Raw genomic sequence first — 15,665 nt, 5'->3', positions numbered from 1 at the left:
CGGCGCAGACGGACCTCGCTCCCCTGAATAGTGCAGGTCAGCGCTTGGGACGCATCTGGAGAGAGGCGTTCTATGCGGGATTGCTCAAGATGATGGAATGATCGAGCATCAGCCCAGCCCAGCCCAGCCCAGCCCAGCCCAGCCCAGCAGGGAAGGGCCGCGCCATCGCTGGGTGTATCTCTTTCTGATGCAGCGCGTTCTTTGGGTACCGGGGAGAATTGAATGCCGCGCAATCGACACGAGCTAAAGGACGCGTGATGCCTATCGATTTCAAGCCCACGGCCAGCGCCGCCTTTGATGAGCGAAGCGGCGTCTCGATCCCCCAGCCTCGAATGCTGCCAACCACTCTCCCGGACGGGAGGAATGGCATTGAGTACCAGTACGTGTTTCGCCTCAAAGACGAACGTATCGGGGCGCTGGGCATCTTTGGTTCCGAAGTTGCACTGGAAGTGTCTGGACAACGCGAATGGCTGTACACCCTTGATCTTAGCCAGGACGCGGCCTTCGAGGCGTTGTTCCGCTTCAAGCAGGCCATTGGCAATGCAGACAGGGATTTCGATTTCATTCGCGATGTTGCGTGTGGCCTGGTCAATGTTTTCGCAGGACGAAACAACAACACCGACGCTCAGCGAAATGTGGTGGTGACCACTGTTGAGGCGCTTGGGCGCCACGGCATTGGGGTGCCAGACGCAGTGCATCCACTTCCTGATGGCACGATTGTATTGGCCAATGTTTTTGTTCCCGCCGATAAGGCATGAGCCGAGAGGTGATGCATCGCTCTACTTCTCACGATCTCGTACGAACCACACCCGGCGCGGCGGCAGCCAGAGCAATCTATAGTCCGGTATGCCTCAAGCCGCATCACCATTTCCGCCAAGCTCCACGAAATGATGGCGGATGGTTTGAAGCGCACTGGTACCGATAGGAAGGTTCCCAACACCCATGGCAATCAGGATGATGGCGAACACATGGACCAAGGTCAGAGGATGCGACCCGGTAGGCTTGCTCCCCGCGCCGCAAGCGTTAACATCTGGTTCTCCCTCAGTGGACGAGGCGCATCAACAAGCCTCTACGTGCAGGAGGGCGCCAATCGACGTCTCGCCATCCATGCAGATCAAGGATGAATTGTGCCTCTCTGTTTCCAGGCTGAACCCGCTTCGTCGTTTGATCCGAGTACGGGCATCTCAATTCCGCAACCGCGGGTTCTGGTGTTGGCCTACGCGGGGCGAGCCGATAACAGGGGCCACGTTCGGTATGTAGCTGTCACCACCGCTGAAGCGCTTGATCGAGCTGGAGTCTCGATCCTGGTCGCAGGCGCGCCCAGGCCCACGGGCAATATTGTGTTGGCAGAGTCGGCCGTTCCGGCCAACCTCACGTAGTGCAGTGGTCCGCGCCGATGTCTTTGTCCGTGACACAGCCGCCGCGTTGTCGGATGGCGCTGTTGAGTTGGCCGAGGCGGCGACAGGTGGCCGCCGGACTACATTCCACGCTCTGGATCCGTCCAAGTTGAAGGACCCGCCATGCCATTGAATTTCACGCCTCAACCAGGCTCTGCCGTTGATCAAGACAATCGAGTCGTAATCACATCACCTCGAGTGCTTCCCGCCAGTCCACCGGAGGATCCAAGTCACGACGAGTATCAGTACCTGTTCTACGTTGATGGTGTGCGCGTAGATGGGTTGGGATTGTTTGGAAGTGAGGCGATGATGGAAGCTGAGGGTGGGCACGAACGAGTGTTTACGCTCGACATGGGACGTGACTGGGTGCTTGAATCCGTTTTTAGCTTCAAGAGAATATTGGGAAGTACAGACGAAGATCTCACCTTCTTGATCGGACTTGCACAAGGACTTGTAATGGCGAACATGGATCAGAGCAGTAGTAAGTACAGTATCCGGTATGTTGCCGTTACTACAGACGACGCGCTCTCGCGTCGTGGCATCAACCCTTCCCAAATGAACCTTCCGTCTGAAGCAGGCCGTATCGTCCTGGCCGAGGGACGTATCCCAGTCCGCGCCGACTGACGACGTGAGGGTCTCGGGCGGGCACGACGAAGATGCCTCTGATGTGGCCGCGTCAGTCGGAAACGGTTGCCCTCCAGCCGCGCCGGACAGGCGTCGCGCCGCGGCGAGCGGAATAAGTGGCAACAGTCGCGCACGCCGAGGACCAAGGAAGTGCGCTCGCTGAAGCGGTGGGCGCATTTCAAGCCGCTGGTCTACTGGCCCTCCTGACCGACTACCTGGCATGGAGCGGCGGGGGCTCCTGGCGCTCCACAGCCCGCTGCGTGTCCATTGCCTGTGACTGCTGCTGTCCCATCGCTGCGGCTTGCTCCAGGCTCTCTTGTGCAGGCCGTTGCACGGTCTGCGATGCAAGCACATGTGCACGCGGTGACGTGGGATTGGTCAGGTCACCTTGCACTATGTGCAGCGTATGACCAGCAGGAACGTTCGCGGTTGCGTTGCTGGAAAGAACGTGATCCACACTGCTCAATCCTGCCATTTTCGCACTGACAAGCAGACTGGCCGATACGCGCTCACTTGTCTGGTCGAACTGGCGTCCGTGTGCTCTATCCAGTTCACCCACCTTGTCCCGAATCTGATTGAGCAGGTGTCGGTCATGCGCGCCAAGCTCGATAGAAGGCGGGCCATCCGACGGAAGCGCACGATTTGGGGGATCGGCCCTCCGGCCATTTGCACCGGTGTTGTTCAGCTCGATCCTGCCAAAGCCATCCTTCCCAAAGTCTGAGACAGGGAAAACTCTGGCGGAACCTAGGTCCAATCCGTTTCGCTCAAGCTGTCTGGGCTCCAGGCCGAGCTCTCGAAAGTCAATGCGCACCTCGGGCGGCTGGCGTCCGCGTGACTGATAGGCGTAATCCTGGGCGACGCTCGTTATCGGTGCTACACCATAGTAATTGCGGTAGTCCGAGTCGCCATGCCGCCCCAAGGTGCCCTTTCCATCGTAGAAGCAACGTTCTACCGCGTGGTGTAGCGGCCTGTCGCCGTCGGCAGTCCGTTTCGAAATTTCGTCGTAGGAGAGCCCTGGCGCGAGCCTGCGGTCACCGGCCCCTCCGTCTACACACCGTGAGGTTGAAGACGACAGCAGTTTCGCTGCCATATCATCCTTGGATGCGGTTGGGTCTGCATGGGCGATTCGACTGTTCAGTGCTCTCAAGCCTGCCACCTCAGCCAGCGCTTCCTCCTGCCGTCCTCTGTCCAGGTAGATGCGGACTGGACCCGTGAGATCCACCACTGCAGCTCTGGATTGATAGGCCTCATCCATCAAGCCTCTGTAGCTGCCAACGTATTCCGATAGTGCCTGCGCTCGATGCTTGGTTAGAACCCCGTGCATCGTTTCATGCCCCAGGATCTCAGTCAGCACGTTGAGCCTCTGCGCTTCGTTGCGGTCCACAAAGGAAGCTGAACTCACGTAGATGGTGCCAGGCCCTCCATTGGGTCCATCCTGGAAATGTCCGCCGTTGTTTTCGCCGTACGAGATCGCTATCCGTCCGATCTGTCGATCACCAGCAGCATTTGCAAGAAGGTTTGAGAGGAACGGCGATTCAGAGATGGCACGACGAATGCTCTCTTCGGTGCCCTTGGGCAGCCTTGGGTCACCGGACAGGCCTGCCAGAAGTGGTTCGATGCGAGCGTCAAGCGGCTTCATGGATTACCCCCAGAGAAGCGAATTGCATAGACGCACGTCTTTTCCTGTCCAGCCACCGCCGTGTAGGTAAGCAGATGTACATAGAACTCCTTTTCGCTGTCTTCAATTGGCCGCCAGAACTCCTGTCGCCTGCCGCGCTGAAACGGTCGTTCGCCACCCGCCTGATAGCCAATCGACTCCAGACGCTGCCGCGCTATAGCGGCGTCCCAGACGCAGGGTGATCTCTCGTCCTCGGTGAATGCAGGTCCGCCGTGTCGATAGATGCCGACCTCGTAATCGCCGAACGTATGCGGTGGCTGGGTTGCCAACGAACTGGCGTAGAACATGTAGCCACCGCTCAGTGGCATGTCCTTGACGCGTCCGCTTTTTGCGCCGGGTGCGATGGGGGCCAGAGTTACGCCCAGCATGGAGGTGAAGACGTGCTGGGCGGAGTCCTTTGGCTGCTTCAGGGAATCGGCGTAATGAATCAGCCGATTCTGGAGCTCGGGGAGCGTAGCTGCTGGCTTGGCGCCCGCAGCAGGGGGGTCAGGCGGCCCGGGCTCTGCCGGGCTCGCGCAGGCGAGCAAAAGCGTTGAAAGCAGCACGAGGGGCAGTGACATCAGGCAGCGCCGGATACAGCTCATGAAAGTCCCTCGGTGGTATTGGCGGTGTGCCGCGCACTGCAAGCGTACTCACATCTTTGCGCAGCAACAAATGCTGATAGCGTAGGGTGGACAATCCCATGTCAGCAGGGGGAGGTTACGTCGCGGCGTGCCAGCATCGAGGGAGCACGAGCGGCGGAGCACGGACTTGCACAGGGACTTGTAATGGCGAACATGGATCAAAGCAGCAGCAAGTCCGGTATCCGGTATGTCGCCGTTACTACAGATGACGCGCTCTCGCGACGTGGCATCAGCCGCTCCCAAACGAAACCGCTGCGCGTAGCTGGCCGCATCGTTCTCGCCGAGGGGGTATATCCCAGTTGGCTGTCGCCTTGGCCGAGCTGATTACGCTGTCCAACGATGAGAGGTGTCATCGTATCGATCAGAACAAGCTGGAAGACCAATGAAGCAGTTGGCCGGCTTGCCTGACGCCCCATGTGCTTCATTGCAGGCCTTGGCAGCGGGGCCACATCGGGCAGTATGCGGAGCACCCCAGGTAGCCCAAGAACACTCATGAGCCGGCTGCCTTCCATGACTAAAGAGAACAAGCCTCCGAAGCGCGCCTACCTCGTCTTTGAGCCCGACACTCTTCTCAGTGGTACTCATGGTGGAGTGTTCTGTGAGATCTCGGGCGAATCAGCGCAACGGCTGTTCCAAGCCAGACTGCGGCGGCCGAGGCAAAGTTCAGGTTGATGCCGCAAGTCCACTTGAAACAAGTCTGGATCGGTGACGATGATCCCTGGAACTACTTCAAGAATGCAAAAGAGGCGGGGCAGCCGGTATCTATCTATGGCGTAGTAGGTTGAGATGGAGTGGTCACGCATCAGACGATGAAGGAAATCCACCATGCCTCAGCACGTCCCACCGGTCCCACTCAAGCTCCGTGAAATGTTCAAGGACTATCCGGAGCATATCGATCGTTTGCAGGACGTCCTCACTGCCGTGGCAAAGGAGCCGAGTTCGGCTACGCCCCGGTTGGAGCTTGCTATTTGGGCATTGGAAGGGCGCTTGGAAGCCTTTAAAAGCGAGGCAAGGGCGGAACTTGAAGCTGCGAAGGCAAGCGGGAATCAAGATGCAGTGCACAAAGCAGACTTAAAAGAACGATTGATGTCGCAAGCGGCATGGAAGCATGTCTGGATTGGCGACAAGGCGCTCTGGGACTACATCGACAGCGTATAGGTGAGGGAGCGGGGCGACCTTCCGCGCGACGATTTTTCCAGCCACGGCGTGGAACCTCCGCCTGTCAACGATAGCGCCGCAGGCCGCGAGCAGCCTGCATGGAGGGCCCGAAAGCTGGCCGAACCGGAAGAGCCGCGCTCGACCGAAGAAATGCCGGCGCAGGTTTTTGCTGGAGCTACGCCTTCGAAAAGTGCGCAGTTCGAGCGCCCTGGCTCCACATCCGCCGATAATGGCGCGGTGTACGTACCTATCCATCAGTCGACTTGGGCAGCCCCGGCACCACGGCTTGCCGAGCGTGATCACACCAGCCTCGACGTTGACGCCAATACGCCCGATCGGAAGGAGCCTGAGCGCCATCCGGCGTGGCCAAGCAAACCAGACCACCCAGACTATCCACTCTTCCAGCAGATACGCGGTGGCGTAGCGGCCGTGGATGCCGAATATGGACGGACCTTCGACGCGACCAGCGAACGGATGTCGGCAAGCCTGTTCGTACTCGCAAAGGGCAACGGGCTGACGCGGGCAGACCATGTGGTGATGAGCAGCGCAACGGCCACGTCCCCCGAGGCAGAGTTCGTCTTCCTGGTAGAGGGCGACATCGGCGACCCCGCAGGCCGGCGTGCGTCGATGCGTACGCGGCAGGCGGTGGAGACGCCGGTGGAAGAGGCCATGCAGCAGTTGGAGGCGCAGAATCAGGAACAGCAGCGGTTGCAGGCACAGCAGATGGAGCAGCAGGCCCAGGGGCAGCAGGCGCAGTTGGAGGCCAACGCACGCGTCATGACCATGGATGGCGACGGCGGGGGCGGCGGAGGAGAATAGCGGCCCAGCTGCTACCATGTCCCCGCCAGCCAGCCTTCCCACACCGTCCCCTGCGTGTGGATGGCCGCTCCCCAGCGGCCACGCGAGCCAAGGATCTCTCTCCTCTGCCTCTCACAAGGACGCTCGCATGCACCCACGTTTCCTCCTCCGTTCGGCCACGCTGGCCCTCGCCGTCAGCCTCACCCTCGGCGCCCCGTCGGCCTTCGCCCTCGGCAAGACCACCCCGTCTGCTGCCACTGAAGCCGCTGTCCAGCGCAAGCCGGTGGCCCAGGGCCTGTATGAGCTGGCCTTCAGCCCGAAGCAGAACGCCGTGTTTGTCGCGTCCTCCGGTGGCTTCGGCGATGCCGCCGGCCCGGCCCAGGTGCTGCGCCTGAACCCGGACACGCTCGCCGTCGAAGCGCGTATCCCGCTGGAGCGCAAAGGCTTCGGCGTAGTGCTCGATGACGCGGGCGATCGCCTGTACGTCGGCAATACCGTCGATACCTCGGTAACCGTGGTCGACACCGCCGCCAACAAGGCCATCGGCACCGTGCAGCTGATGGAGAAAGTGGTCGGCAAGGATGGCAAGGCCGCCTACACGCACGACCTGCGCGAGCTGGTGGTGGATGCGCCCAATCACCGCCTGTACGTGACCGGCCACTCCGGTGACGGCAGCGTGCTGTTCGTGGTGGACACGCAGACGTTGAAGGTGATCAACACCATTCCCGGCCTGGGCAATGCCAAGGCGCCGGGGCTGGCGCTGGATGCCAAGGGCAAGCGCGTGTACACCTCCAACCTGCTGGCCGAAGTGGTCACCGTGGGCACCGACAGCGGCAAGGTGGAGCAGCGCTTCAAGGTGGGTGCCGAGCAGCCGATGAACATCGCGCTGGACCCGGCCGGCAAGCGCCTGTTCGTGACGGACCAGGGCTCGGAGATGATCCGCAAGTACCAGGCCAGCAGCTCGGGCTTCACTTCCTCGCACCCCGGCCAGCGCGTGCTGGTGCTGGACCGCACCAGCGGCAAGGAACTGGCCAGCATCGCCACCGACGCCGGCCCGCTGGGCATCCTGCTGGATGCGCCGCGCAAGCGCCTGTACGTGACCAACCGCGACGGCGGCAGCGTGACGGCATACAACAGCGATACCTACACGCAGTTGGCCAGCTACGCGGTGCCCACCCATCCGAACAGCCTGGCATTGGATGCCCGCAGGAATGTGCTGTACGTGACGGTGAAGAACGGCGACAAGGATGCCAAGGGCAGCGAAGAGTCCGTGGCCCGCATTGCGCTGGACTGATGCCGCAACGCGTTGCCCGGTGCCGTGAGCGGCTGGGCAACGCGCGTGGTGCCGGCGGCTGGGTCAGTCGCTCAGCACGGGGCTGTCGGCCTGTACGCGTGTGTAGAGCGCGTGGGCATCCAGCAGCTCGGTAGCACCGAAGGTCTCGATCTGCTCGGCCGACAGCGCGGGCAGATCCTCGCTTTCCAGGCCCACGGCGCGGTCGAGCAGCGCACGGCCCTTGAGGGTTTCGGTCACCCGGGCGGCCCACTGCGTCGGCACGCGGTAAGGGGCGGCATTGCCCAGCACCACGTCGAACGTGGGGGCGCCCTCGAACTGGAAGTAATGGTTTTCCGGGAAGAACACCGCGGCACGCGTGGTGCCTTTCACGATGGCTGCGTAGTCGTTGTAGAACCCGGCCAGGGTGCGGGCCACGGTGAGGTCGCCCTGCACGCCCAGCATGCCGCCGGTCCACACCGAGCCGGCCTGCAGGTTGCCAAGCACGTACAGGCCGGTGGCGGGCTCGTCGCAGTCCACGCAGGCGCCGTCGATGACGAGGTTGCCGGTGACCACCAGGAAGGCGAGGGGCTCGCCGAGGGTCAGTGACGGCAGGTGCAGGTCGCCGTCTACCACGACGGCATCGTAGTCGTTGCCCAGCAGATCCTCGTCCAGCAGCGCGCTGGCGTAGTTGAAGCCTGCGGTGAGGGCCGCCAGCTCCTCCAGGGTGATTTCACCGCGCTGGTAGGAGCGCCCTTGAAGCGTGGTCTGCATGGTTTCGGTCCGTGAAAAGCAGGGGCCGCAACGATAGCAGGTGTTTGGCGGCACGCTGCGGAGGCCGCGATGAATCTCGGTCATACTTCCCGACACGCCGTCGCATGAGATCAAGGATGTCCACTGCCCCCGCGCGCCAGCCGCAGCCGCTGTCGCCTGAGCTTCGCACCCGCCTGCAAGCCGACCTCGCCTTCCAGCAGGAAACCGGCACGGCCTGGGTGTTGCTGGCCGCCTGTATCGGCCTGCTCGCCACCGCCTATTTCGCGTGGCTGGGGCTGTACCAGGCAAATGCAGCGCCTACCGTGATACCGATGTGCGTCGCCGCCCTGCTGGGCGTGGCAGGCATCGTCGCGGCGGTCATCGCGCGCCGGCGGCGCACGGAGGCACTGCGCGCGGTGTTGGCCGACGGGCAGGTAACCGTGGTGGAGGGGCGGCTGGATACGGCCGATATCCTGCCGCAAGGCGGCGCGTTGGGCGCACGGCCGCGGGTGTACGCCGTGGACGGTGCGGTGCACGCGGTGCTGGAGGAATCGCCAAGCAGCGACGAACAGCTGGGCTTCGTGCCACGACAGGTGACCGGGCCGCCGGCCGGTACGCAGGTGCGACTGGTGTTCAGTGCATTGCGGCCCGGCCATCTGCTGCAGGTGGCCTACCCCGACCTCGACGCGCTGCCGGCCAGCGAGGCGCCGATGCAGGCACGCGACTGGACGGGGCTGATGGCGCGCCCACGCGCGGTGCTGCGCGCGGCGGCGTGGCTGTGTGGGGCGATGCTGCTGGGGCTGGTGGTGCTGGCGTTCCTGCCGGCAGTGAGCCGTGGTTTCAACGTGTGGCTGGGCAGCGGCATGGTGCTCACCGCGCTGTGGGCGGTGTGGCAATGCCTGCCGCCGCTGCGCATGTGGGGCCGGCGACGCCTGGTGACCCGGCTGGAGGTGAGTGGGCCGGTGCAGGAAGTGATGCAGGCGCGCGAGCGGGCGAGCCGGCAGGGCGCGGACGCGGCAACGTTCGTGCGCGTGGGTGGGGCCTGGTACCGGCTTGATGAGGCGCATGCCATGGCGACGCTGCAGCCGGGCGCGCCGCTGCCCGGTGGCGTTGCACTCGCTTACGCGGTACTGGGTGAGCGCCGGCTTGCGCTGCGCCAGGTGGCAACGCGGGGTAACGCGGGCTGACCACCGCCGGGTGGCCCGGTCCGCGCCTGCGTGCCCCGTTGCGTTTTACGGGCGATGCCGCATGAGACGGTTGCTCGCGCTGGTTGGGCTGTGCCCGGCCGGGATGGTCGTGGCGGCGTCCCCACCAATGAATCAGCCGTTTCCAGGGTTCGAAGGCGTGTCCGGCGTTGCCGCCAGCGACGTGGGGCTGCTCACCCCGCCAGCCGCTTCGTCCATCGGCACGCGTGGGACATGGAGCGCCCAGGCGTGGAGGGCGGCGACAACCGCGTGACCATCGCGCCGGCCAAGACTGTCGAGGTGCGTCACTGCCGCAGGCGCGGCGCTCAGGCGCTCGCGGCGACCGCCGTCTCGGGGCGCGGGGCGCACGGGGGTGCCGCTGGTCGGCTGGCTACGCAGGTGTCCAACGGACGCTGGCCCAGGCAGCAGGTGCACCGCGCGGCCTGGCCGGTGCGGCGCAGCGCCTGGCGCAAGGCAAGCCGCGACGCCGGGTGCGCACCCAGCCCGTGCAGCAGCAAGGTGCGGGCGAGGCCGCCGCAGGCCACGCGGGGCAGCGCGAGGACTGCGGGCGCGGTGGCGCGGGGGTATAGCGGGCGAAGGTCCATCTGGGCCGCCTCGGGAGTTGGATCAGGTCACGATGCTGCGCTTGGCGCGTCTCACATAATGAGACGCGCCAGTGGTCCATCGGGCTACTGGCGTGATGGACACACCCGTACCGCTTGGATGTCGGCCTTTTTGATCCGGAACACGGTGTCTGGAATATCGCGCAGACGTACCTGGACCGTATCGTCGTAGGGCGCGATGACGCGCAGGGGCTGTGTCCACGAGGACGGCGCCGACGCTGAGGGCGCCGCGCCGGCCGCGTCGGTCATGATGTTGGCGCTGTAGCCTGGGGGAAGCGCCAATTGCACGCACGAAACCGGGCCGGTGGTACTGATATTGAAGACCCATCGCGAAACGAATACGGAGGTGGTCGGAACCAGGCACACCAGCGTGACCAGCACTGCTCCGCCGATCACACACTGGCGAAGGACGCCACCATGGCTGCTGGTACGCGCGATGGCCAGTGCGGCGACGAACTGCAGCCCGGCCAGGAGTGCCGTCACGGTCAGCGTCCACGCGGCGATCCCCCAATCACCGTACCCCTGTTCGCTGTAGTAGCGAATGGCGATCACGATGGCGGTCATCATGAGGATGCTCTGCACGACGCCGGCAAGCAGCAGGGTGGAGCGCGATTTGCCCACGGCACGGTTTCTATGCGGACGACGGATGCGCAGGGAGAGCCACGACATCGCCACGATTGACATGGCAAGGCCCAACAGAATCATCACGACATAGCTGGCGTCTTCGCCATCGAGGGCAACGGTGATCAGCCCAAGCCCGATGAAGATCAAGGCGGGTGACCAGTAGGCAAGCAGCCATGCGCCAGCCGCCACCAACGCAGCACGCCGCACCGGCGCCGTCATGAACTCACCACGGCCAGTGGGGACGATTGGCACGGCAAGGAGGCGCCCGCGTTGATCGCGCGCCGCGCCCTCCAAGGTCACCATCGAGGTCATTCCAAGGCTGAAGCTGAGGAGTATGACCAGTAGCGTGATGATGGAAAAATAGAGCGGGATGGAGGCCACCAGCTCGGCCGACATCACGTTGATGGCCACCTTCTCGCTGTTCGAGAAGTTGTAGATGGAGGCACTGGTGAGGAACACCACGCCCGCTGCGATCAATGGGCTGTTCTCACGAATGGCGGTTGCAATCAGGGCAACCTCCTTCTTCCAGTGTGGCTCGGTCGAGGATCCGATAAGGGACATGGCGCTGTCGGTTGCTGAGGAGGGGTGAGCTTGCCCGCCGATGCGTTGCGCGTGAATAGGAATATTCCCTACTTTCACCGCTGGCCGGTGAAACGTGCACGCCATGTCATCAACCCACCCGTTTCTTTCACAACATCTGTCAACCGCGCCACCTAGCATCGACCACCTATTCGACCGACAGGAGCGCCCCCATGGCATCACGCGTCAAGCTGCACGTTGAAGACACCGGTGGCTCCGGCCGCCCGGTGGTGTTGATCCATGGCTGGCCGCTCTCGGCCGAATCGTGGAAGGCGCAGGTGCCCGTGCTGAAGAATGCCGGCTACCGCGTCATTGCCTACGACCGGCGCGGCTTCGGGCGCTCGGAAAAGCCGGCCGACGGCTATGAGTACGACACCCTGGCCGATGATCTGGCGGGGGTGATCGACGACCTCGGCCTGCAGGATGTCACCCTGGTGGGCTTCTCGATGGGCGGCGGCGAAGTGGCCCGCTACATCGCCCGCCACGGCGAGCAGCGCCTGCACAGCGTGGTGTTCGCCTCGGCGGTGCCGCCGTACATGCTGCAGACCGCCGACAACCCCGACGGCCCGCTCATCCCGTCCAAGGCCGACCAGATGCGCCAGGACCTGGAGCGCGACCGCGACGGCTTCTTCGACAACTTCACCACCGATTTCTTCAGCGCCAAGGGCGAGCTGAAGGTGAGCGAGAGCGAGCGCCAGGCGGCGATCAAGCTGTGCCAGCAGGCCGACCAGACCGCGGCCTTGGGCTGCATGAAGGCCTTCGGCACTACGGATTTCCGCGAGGATCTGAAGAAGGTCAGCGTGCCCACCCTGGTGCTGCATGGTGACAGCGACGGCACGGTGCCCTACGAGGGCTCGGGCAAGCGCACGCATGCGGCCATTGCCGGTAGCGAGGCCGTGGTGCTCAAGGACGCGCCGCATGGCTGCAATGCCAGCCATCCGGAGCAGTTCAACGCGGCGCTGGTGGCGTTCCTGAAGAAGTAACGGCCATCATGCCCGCGCCTCGCACGCCCCCTTGGAAGAAGCCGGCGCCCAACAAGGGCAAGTCGCGGCCGTTGTCGCCGGCCCAGAAAGAGGCCGCGCGGCAGCGGGCCGAGGAGAACGGCCGCGCCTATCCGAACCTGGTGGACAACATGTGGGCGAAGAAGCTGCCCCGCGAGGACTGACCCGGGCGGTCATCGACCGCTCGGGTTCCGGCGTGCCGCGTCGCGCTCAGCGCTTCACGGCGAGCACGCCATCGAGCGCCAGGTCGGCCTTGAAGCCCGCCTTCTCCAGCCGCTTGGCCACCTCGCGCGGCACGTCGCGGCCACTGGTGAGCTTGTTGGGCGCGCCGGTGTAATGGAACATCCGCCCGCCCTTGCGGATCACCCGTGCCAACTGGTCGTAGAACACCTGCGAGTACAGTTCGCCGGCGATGCCAAAGCGGGGCGGATCGTGCAGGATGGCATCCACCGAACTGCTTTCCAGGCCCTCGATGGCCACAGAGACGTCAGCGTGGGTGAGCGACAGCCGGCCGCCACTGACCGGCGCGTCCGGGTCGGGTGACCACGGATTGAGCGTGCGCAGCCAGAGCACGTCCGGGTTTTTCTCGAACGACTGGATGCGGGCGACGCCGCCTTCCAGGCAGCACGCGGCGAAGTAGCCGAGCCCGCCACAGGTATCCAGCACGGTCTTGCCCGCAGGGGCGATCAGCGCCACCTTGCGCCGTGCGTCCTCGAACGGCGACACCTGCGCGCTGGGCAGCATCTTGATGCCGTCGATCTCGAAGGTGGGCGCATCCCAGTCGGTGGGCACCAGCTTGATCAGCGCCGTGCCGAACCGCGACACCGCCAGGAACTCCTCGCCGTCCCAGTAGTACAGGGTGCGGTCCTTGGTCTTGCCGGGGTAGGGGTAGCGCTGCTCTTTCCAGGTCCAATGGTCGGCGGCCAGGGTCGCGGTGCCGGTGGAGCGGGCAAGGTCGAGCGAGCCGGTCCAGCTGCCGGCGCCACTGTCGCGGGCGCGCAGGAGGGCTTCGGCAAGCGGGCGGGTGAGCAGGGGACCGGTGTAATGGGGCACGGGAGGGGGGCGCCGGGGCTGCGGAACAGCCGGTGGGCGGCATGGCCAAGGGGTGGGCATCGTACCCGAGAAGGCGGCAACAGGGCCTGAGGGCTCGGGCCGGTGTCGTGCGCCGCTATAGTGCGCCGGTGTGCGGCGCTGCCCGCTCGACCTGTTTTCACATGGACCAACGATGAGCACCGACGCCGAGACGACCAGCCGCTTCCTCAGCCGCGTACTGCGCCACGCGCCCGAGAGCATTGGCCTGCAGCTGGACGCGCAGGGCTGGGTGGGGGTCGAGGACCTGCTGCGCCAGGCACGGCCGCACGTGCGCCTGGACCGCGCGCTGCTGGACGAGCTGGTGCGCAGCAGCGACAAGCAGCGCTTTGCGCTCAGCGACGATGGCCTGCGCATCCGCGCCAACCAGGGCCACTCGGTAGCGGTGGACCTGGGCCTGCCAGCGGTGGTGCCGCCGGCGCAGCTCTACCACGGCACGGCCACGCGTTTCCTGGCATCCATCGGTCAGCAGGGGCTGCAGCCTGGCGCGCGCCACCACGTGCATTTGTCGGCCGACCGCGACACCGCCCAGGCCGTGGGCCAGCGCCACGGCAAGGTGCACATCCTGGTGGTGGAGGCCGGCCGCATGCATGCAGCGGGGCATGTCTTCCATTGCACGCAGAACGGGGTGTGGCTCACCGCTGCCGTGCCGGTCGAGTTCCTGCAATGACCCTGCGGCGCGCGCTGCTGCTGGTCGCCATGGCAGCACTGGGCGGATGCAGCGGCGGCCATGCGCCACCGCCCGGGACGGCGATCCAGGACATCCGTGCGATCGAGATCCGCTACAGCTACTCAGGCTGGGATCGCGTGGATGAGGTGCATCGCCTGCAACCCGGCCCCGGCCGGCGTGGCTTCGTGCGACGCTCGCCGCCGCCGACCGCTACCGATGGTCAGGCGAGTACCGACAGCGTGCCGGCGCAGCGCGTGGCCGAGCTGCTGTGGGCAGTGGACGCGCCCGCCTGGAACCAGCAGCGCGCCGTCACCGAGATGGCGCGCCGCGTGCGCCCTGCGCAGGTGTTGAAGCATGCCCCGATCGCGGCCTCCGATACGGTGCCCACCTGCACCATCGCGCGGATCCAGGGCTACCTGCAGCCGATGCTGGGGGTGACGGCATTGCGCAGGCGGTTGGACGCCTACTACGCGGGGGGCGTGTGGACCGACGATGACCCGGTGATCAGCGTGCGTATCGAGTACGAAACGGCCCCCGCGCAGGTACTGGCGTCGCGTTCGCAGAAGCTGATGATGCTGCCGTGGACGGTGGGCGAGGCGCCGACCGGTGGCGCCGATGCACCTCGCAGCTATTCGCTGCCGATCAGCCAGGCGGTGCGCCGGCTGCTGCCGGATACGTCCAGGGCCGTGGCGCGGCTGACCGCGCGTGAGGACGACTACCTGTTGGACGACCTCGCCCGCGATGCGCGCATGGCATGCGAGGCGGCGCAGCGCTGACGGCGGTGGCCGCATGGTCTGATGTGGCGCATGCGGCGATGCCTATAGGCCGGTGCGACCAAGCCCGAAACCAGGATAAGGCGCAGGCCGATCCTCGCAGCGCGCCATGGATCGCACACTGCGGCCATGTCCTGCGATCACCGCCCCTGGCAACCCGGCAACGCGTACTTCTTCAGTGCGCACCTGCGCGATCAGCGCAGCCGCCTGTTGGTCGATCACGCGCAAGGCCTGCGGCTGGCGTTCCGGGTGGCACAGCAGGCGCGGCCGTTCCGTCTGGATGCGATCGTGGTATTGCCCGACCACCTGCATGGCGTGTGGACGCTGCCCGCGGCCGATGATGACGGGCACCGGCGCTGGAACCAGATCCAGGCCATCTTCGACCGCCAGCTGCCGGGCATGCCGCCGCGCGCGGTGTTGCGCCGGGACCGCAGTGCGCGACCGCTCTGGCACAGCAGTTTCCGCGAGCACCGCATCGTGGACGGGGAGGATTTCCTGCGGCATGTGGCGTACGTGCACGAGAACCCGGTCAAACATGGCCACGTGCGTGACGCGGCGGACTGGCCCTACAGCTCGATCCATCGCCGTGGCCGGGGCAAGGGGCCATGTTGAAGTACGGCCGGACACTGCCGCCCTGTACGCGCGTGCACGCGGGGCGCTGCACGCGACGGTTGTTGAGGTCGCAGCCGGGGGAGAAGGCGCGGCCGGTGGCGCGGGGAGCGGGCGCACGCGTGGCACGGTGCACGGACGCGCCGGCACGCGGTGGTCTGGCGCTGGCGGTTGGGGCGGCGAGGGGATGGGAGGCCGCGGGCAGCGGGCGG

The 15,665-nt window shown here is 65.1% G+C and carries 16 protein-coding genes; 11 read left to right on the top strand and 5 right to left on the bottom strand.

Annotated features, from left to right (window positions below):
- The first annotated feature begins 257 nt into the window (after positions 1–257).
- Positions 258–758 carry a hypothetical protein gene (locus M2421_RS13010; protein WP_259207316.1) on the top strand — a complete coding sequence of 167 codons (501 nt, stop codon included), beginning with the start codon at positions 258–260 and terminating at the stop codon, positions 756–758.
- A 762-nt stretch (positions 759–1,520) separates the two neighbouring features.
- A complete protein-coding gene (locus tag M2421_RS13005) occupies positions 1,521–2,021 on the top strand; it encodes a hypothetical protein (protein ID WP_259207315.1) in 501 nt (166 codons plus the stop codon).
- Between the two features lie 211 nt (positions 2,022–2,232).
- Here M2421_RS13005 and M2421_RS13000 read toward each other — a convergent pair whose 3' ends face one another.
- Both M2421_RS13000 and M2421_RS12995 read right to left on the bottom strand, forming a co-directional pair.
- Positions 2,233–3,660, bottom strand: coding sequence for an XVIPCD domain-containing protein (locus M2421_RS13000; protein ID WP_259207312.1), 1,428 nt, complete (start codon positions 3,658–3,660; stop codon positions 2,233–2,235).
- Positions 3,657–4,259 (bottom strand): hypothetical protein, encoded by a 603-nt coding sequence (locus M2421_RS12995; RefSeq protein WP_259207309.1) that lies wholly within the window; start codon positions 4,257–4,259, stop codon positions 3,657–3,659. Before M2421_RS12995 ends, M2421_RS13000 begins: the two co-directional genes overlap by 4 nt.
- Before the next feature lie 930 nt (positions 4,260–5,189).
- Between M2421_RS12995 and M2421_RS12990 the strand changes: the two genes are divergently transcribed.
- From M2421_RS12990 to M2421_RS12980, 3 genes are all read left to right on the top strand, one after another.
- On the top strand, positions 5,190–5,480 hold the full coding sequence (locus tag M2421_RS12990; RefSeq protein ID WP_259207307.1) for a hypothetical protein: 291 nt from the start codon (positions 5,190–5,192) through the stop codon (positions 5,478–5,480).
- Positions 5,481–5,717: 237 nt separating this feature from the next.
- Entirely contained in the window at positions 5,718–6,299 is a 582-nt protein-coding gene (locus M2421_RS12985; RefSeq protein ID WP_259207305.1) for an XVIPCD domain-containing protein, read from the top strand.
- A gap of 127 nt (positions 6,300–6,426) precedes the next feature.
- On the top strand, positions 6,427–7,572 hold the full coding sequence (locus M2421_RS12980; protein ID WP_259207304.1) for a YncE family protein: 1,146 nt from the start codon (positions 6,427–6,429) through the stop codon (positions 7,570–7,572).
- Between the two features lie 63 nt (positions 7,573–7,635).
- Here the strand turns inward: M2421_RS12980 and M2421_RS12975 are convergent, their stop codons facing one another.
- Positions 7,636–8,322, bottom strand: a complete 687-nt coding sequence (locus M2421_RS12975) for a hypothetical protein (protein ID WP_259207301.1) — start codon at positions 8,320–8,322, stop codon at positions 7,636–7,638.
- Positions 8,323–8,438: 116 nt separating this feature from the next.
- Between M2421_RS12975 and M2421_RS12970 the strand changes: the two genes are divergently transcribed.
- A complete protein-coding gene (locus M2421_RS12970) occupies positions 8,439–9,488 on the top strand; it encodes a hypothetical protein (RefSeq protein WP_259207299.1) in 1,050 nt (349 codons plus the stop codon).
- Positions 9,489–10,174: 686 nt separating this feature from the next.
- On the opposite strand, the gene M2421_RS12965 is transcribed toward M2421_RS12970, so the two are convergent.
- Positions 10,175–11,293, bottom strand: a complete 1,119-nt coding sequence (locus M2421_RS12965; RefSeq protein ID WP_259207296.1) for a hypothetical protein — start codon at positions 11,291–11,293, stop codon at positions 10,175–10,177.
- 191 nt (positions 11,294–11,484) lie between these two features.
- Here M2421_RS12965 and M2421_RS12960 point away from each other — a divergent pair, with 191 nt between their 5' ends.
- Positions 11,485–12,294, top strand: coding sequence for an alpha/beta hydrolase (locus M2421_RS12960; RefSeq protein ID WP_259207289.1), 810 nt, complete (start codon positions 11,485–11,487; stop codon positions 12,292–12,294).
- An 8-nt stretch (positions 12,295–12,302) separates the two neighbouring features.
- Positions 12,303–12,476 carry a hypothetical protein gene (locus tag M2421_RS12955; RefSeq protein WP_259207286.1) on the top strand — a complete coding sequence of 58 codons (174 nt, stop codon included), beginning with the start codon at positions 12,303–12,305 and terminating at the stop codon, positions 12,474–12,476.
- Positions 12,477–12,522: 46 nt separating this feature from the next.
- On the opposite strand, the gene M2421_RS12950 is transcribed toward M2421_RS12955, so the two are convergent.
- Positions 12,523–13,425: an SAM-dependent methyltransferase gene (locus M2421_RS12950; RefSeq protein ID WP_259207285.1), complete on the bottom strand. Its 903-nt coding sequence runs from the start codon at positions 13,423–13,425 to the stop codon at positions 12,523–12,525.
- Between the two features lie 112 nt (positions 13,426–13,537).
- Between M2421_RS12950 and M2421_RS12945 the strand changes: the two genes are divergently transcribed.
- The 3 genes from M2421_RS12945 (at position 13,538) to M2421_RS12935 (ending at position 15,456) form a co-directional block, all read left to right on the top strand.
- Entirely contained in the window at positions 13,538–14,071 is a 534-nt protein-coding gene (locus tag M2421_RS12945) for an RNA 2'-phosphotransferase (RefSeq protein WP_259207281.1), read from the top strand.
- The gene (locus tag M2421_RS12940; RefSeq protein ID WP_259207279.1) at positions 14,068–14,847 is read left to right on the top strand and encodes a hypothetical protein; all 780 of its coding nucleotides are present in this window, start codon (positions 14,068–14,070) and stop codon (positions 14,845–14,847) included. Before M2421_RS12945 ends, M2421_RS12940 begins: the two co-directional genes overlap by 4 nt.
- A 126-nt stretch (positions 14,848–14,973) precedes the next feature.
- Positions 14,974–15,456 carry a transposase gene (locus M2421_RS12935; RefSeq protein WP_259207277.1) on the top strand — a complete coding sequence of 161 codons (483 nt, stop codon included), beginning with the start codon at positions 14,974–14,976 and terminating at the stop codon, positions 15,454–15,456.
- Positions 15,457–15,665: the final 209 nt, after the last annotated feature.

The organism is Stenotrophomonas sp. BIGb0135, from assembly GCF_024810105.1.
Taxonomy (GTDB): domain Bacteria; phylum Pseudomonadota; class Gammaproteobacteria; order Xanthomonadales; family Xanthomonadaceae; genus Stenotrophomonas; species Stenotrophomonas maltophilia_AB.
The sequence above is the reverse complement of the archived record's forward strand: the minus strand, read 5'-3'. Positions and strand labels throughout refer to the sequence as shown.

Excerpts from the sequence above, each read along its gene's own strand:
- M2421_RS12940 (WP_259207279.1), top strand. The coding sequence starts at position 14,068 with ATGACCCTGCGGCGCGCGCTGCTGCTGGTCGCCATGGCAGCACTGGGC.
- M2421_RS12980 (WP_259207304.1), top strand. The coding sequence starts at position 6,427 with ATGCACCCACGTTTCCTCCTCCGTTCGGCCACGCTGGCCCTCGCCGTC.
- M2421_RS12950 (WP_259207285.1), bottom strand. The coding sequence starts at position 13,425 with ATGCCCACCCCTTGGCCATGCCGCCCACCGGCTGTTCCGCAGCCCCGG.
- M2421_RS12965 (WP_259207296.1), bottom strand. The coding sequence starts at position 11,293 with ATGTCCCTTATCGGATCCTCGACCGAGCCACACTGGAAGAAGGAGGTT.
- M2421_RS12935 (WP_259207277.1), top strand. The coding sequence starts at position 14,974 with ATGTCCTGCGATCACCGCCCCTGGCAACCCGGCAACGCGTACTTCTTC.
- M2421_RS12990 (WP_259207307.1), top strand. The coding sequence starts at position 5,190 with ATGTTCAAGGACTATCCGGAGCATATCGATCGTTTGCAGGACGTCCTC.
- M2421_RS12970 (WP_259207299.1), top strand. The coding sequence starts at position 8,439 with ATGTCCACTGCCCCCGCGCGCCAGCCGCAGCCGCTGTCGCCTGAGCTT.
- M2421_RS12945 (WP_259207281.1), top strand. The coding sequence starts at position 13,538 with ATGAGCACCGACGCCGAGACGACCAGCCGCTTCCTCAGCCGCGTACTG.
- M2421_RS12975 (WP_259207301.1), bottom strand. The coding sequence starts at position 8,322 with ATGCAGACCACGCTTCAAGGGCGCTCCTACCAGCGCGGTGAAATCACC.
- M2421_RS12995 (WP_259207309.1), bottom strand. The coding sequence starts at position 4,259 with ATGTCACTGCCCCTCGTGCTGCTTTCAACGCTTTTGCTCGCCTGCGCG.
- M2421_RS13005 (WP_259207315.1), top strand. The coding sequence starts at position 1,521 with ATGCCATTGAATTTCACGCCTCAACCAGGCTCTGCCGTTGATCAAGAC.
- M2421_RS13000 (WP_259207312.1), bottom strand. The coding sequence starts at position 3,660 with ATGAAGCCGCTTGACGCTCGCATCGAACCACTTCTGGCAGGCCTGTCC.
- M2421_RS12960 (WP_259207289.1), top strand. The coding sequence starts at position 11,485 with ATGGCATCACGCGTCAAGCTGCACGTTGAAGACACCGGTGGCTCCGGC.
- M2421_RS12955 (WP_259207286.1), top strand. The coding sequence starts at position 12,303 with ATGCCCGCGCCTCGCACGCCCCCTTGGAAGAAGCCGGCGCCCAACAAG.
- M2421_RS13010 (WP_259207316.1), top strand. The coding sequence starts at position 258 with ATGCCTATCGATTTCAAGCCCACGGCCAGCGCCGCCTTTGATGAGCGA.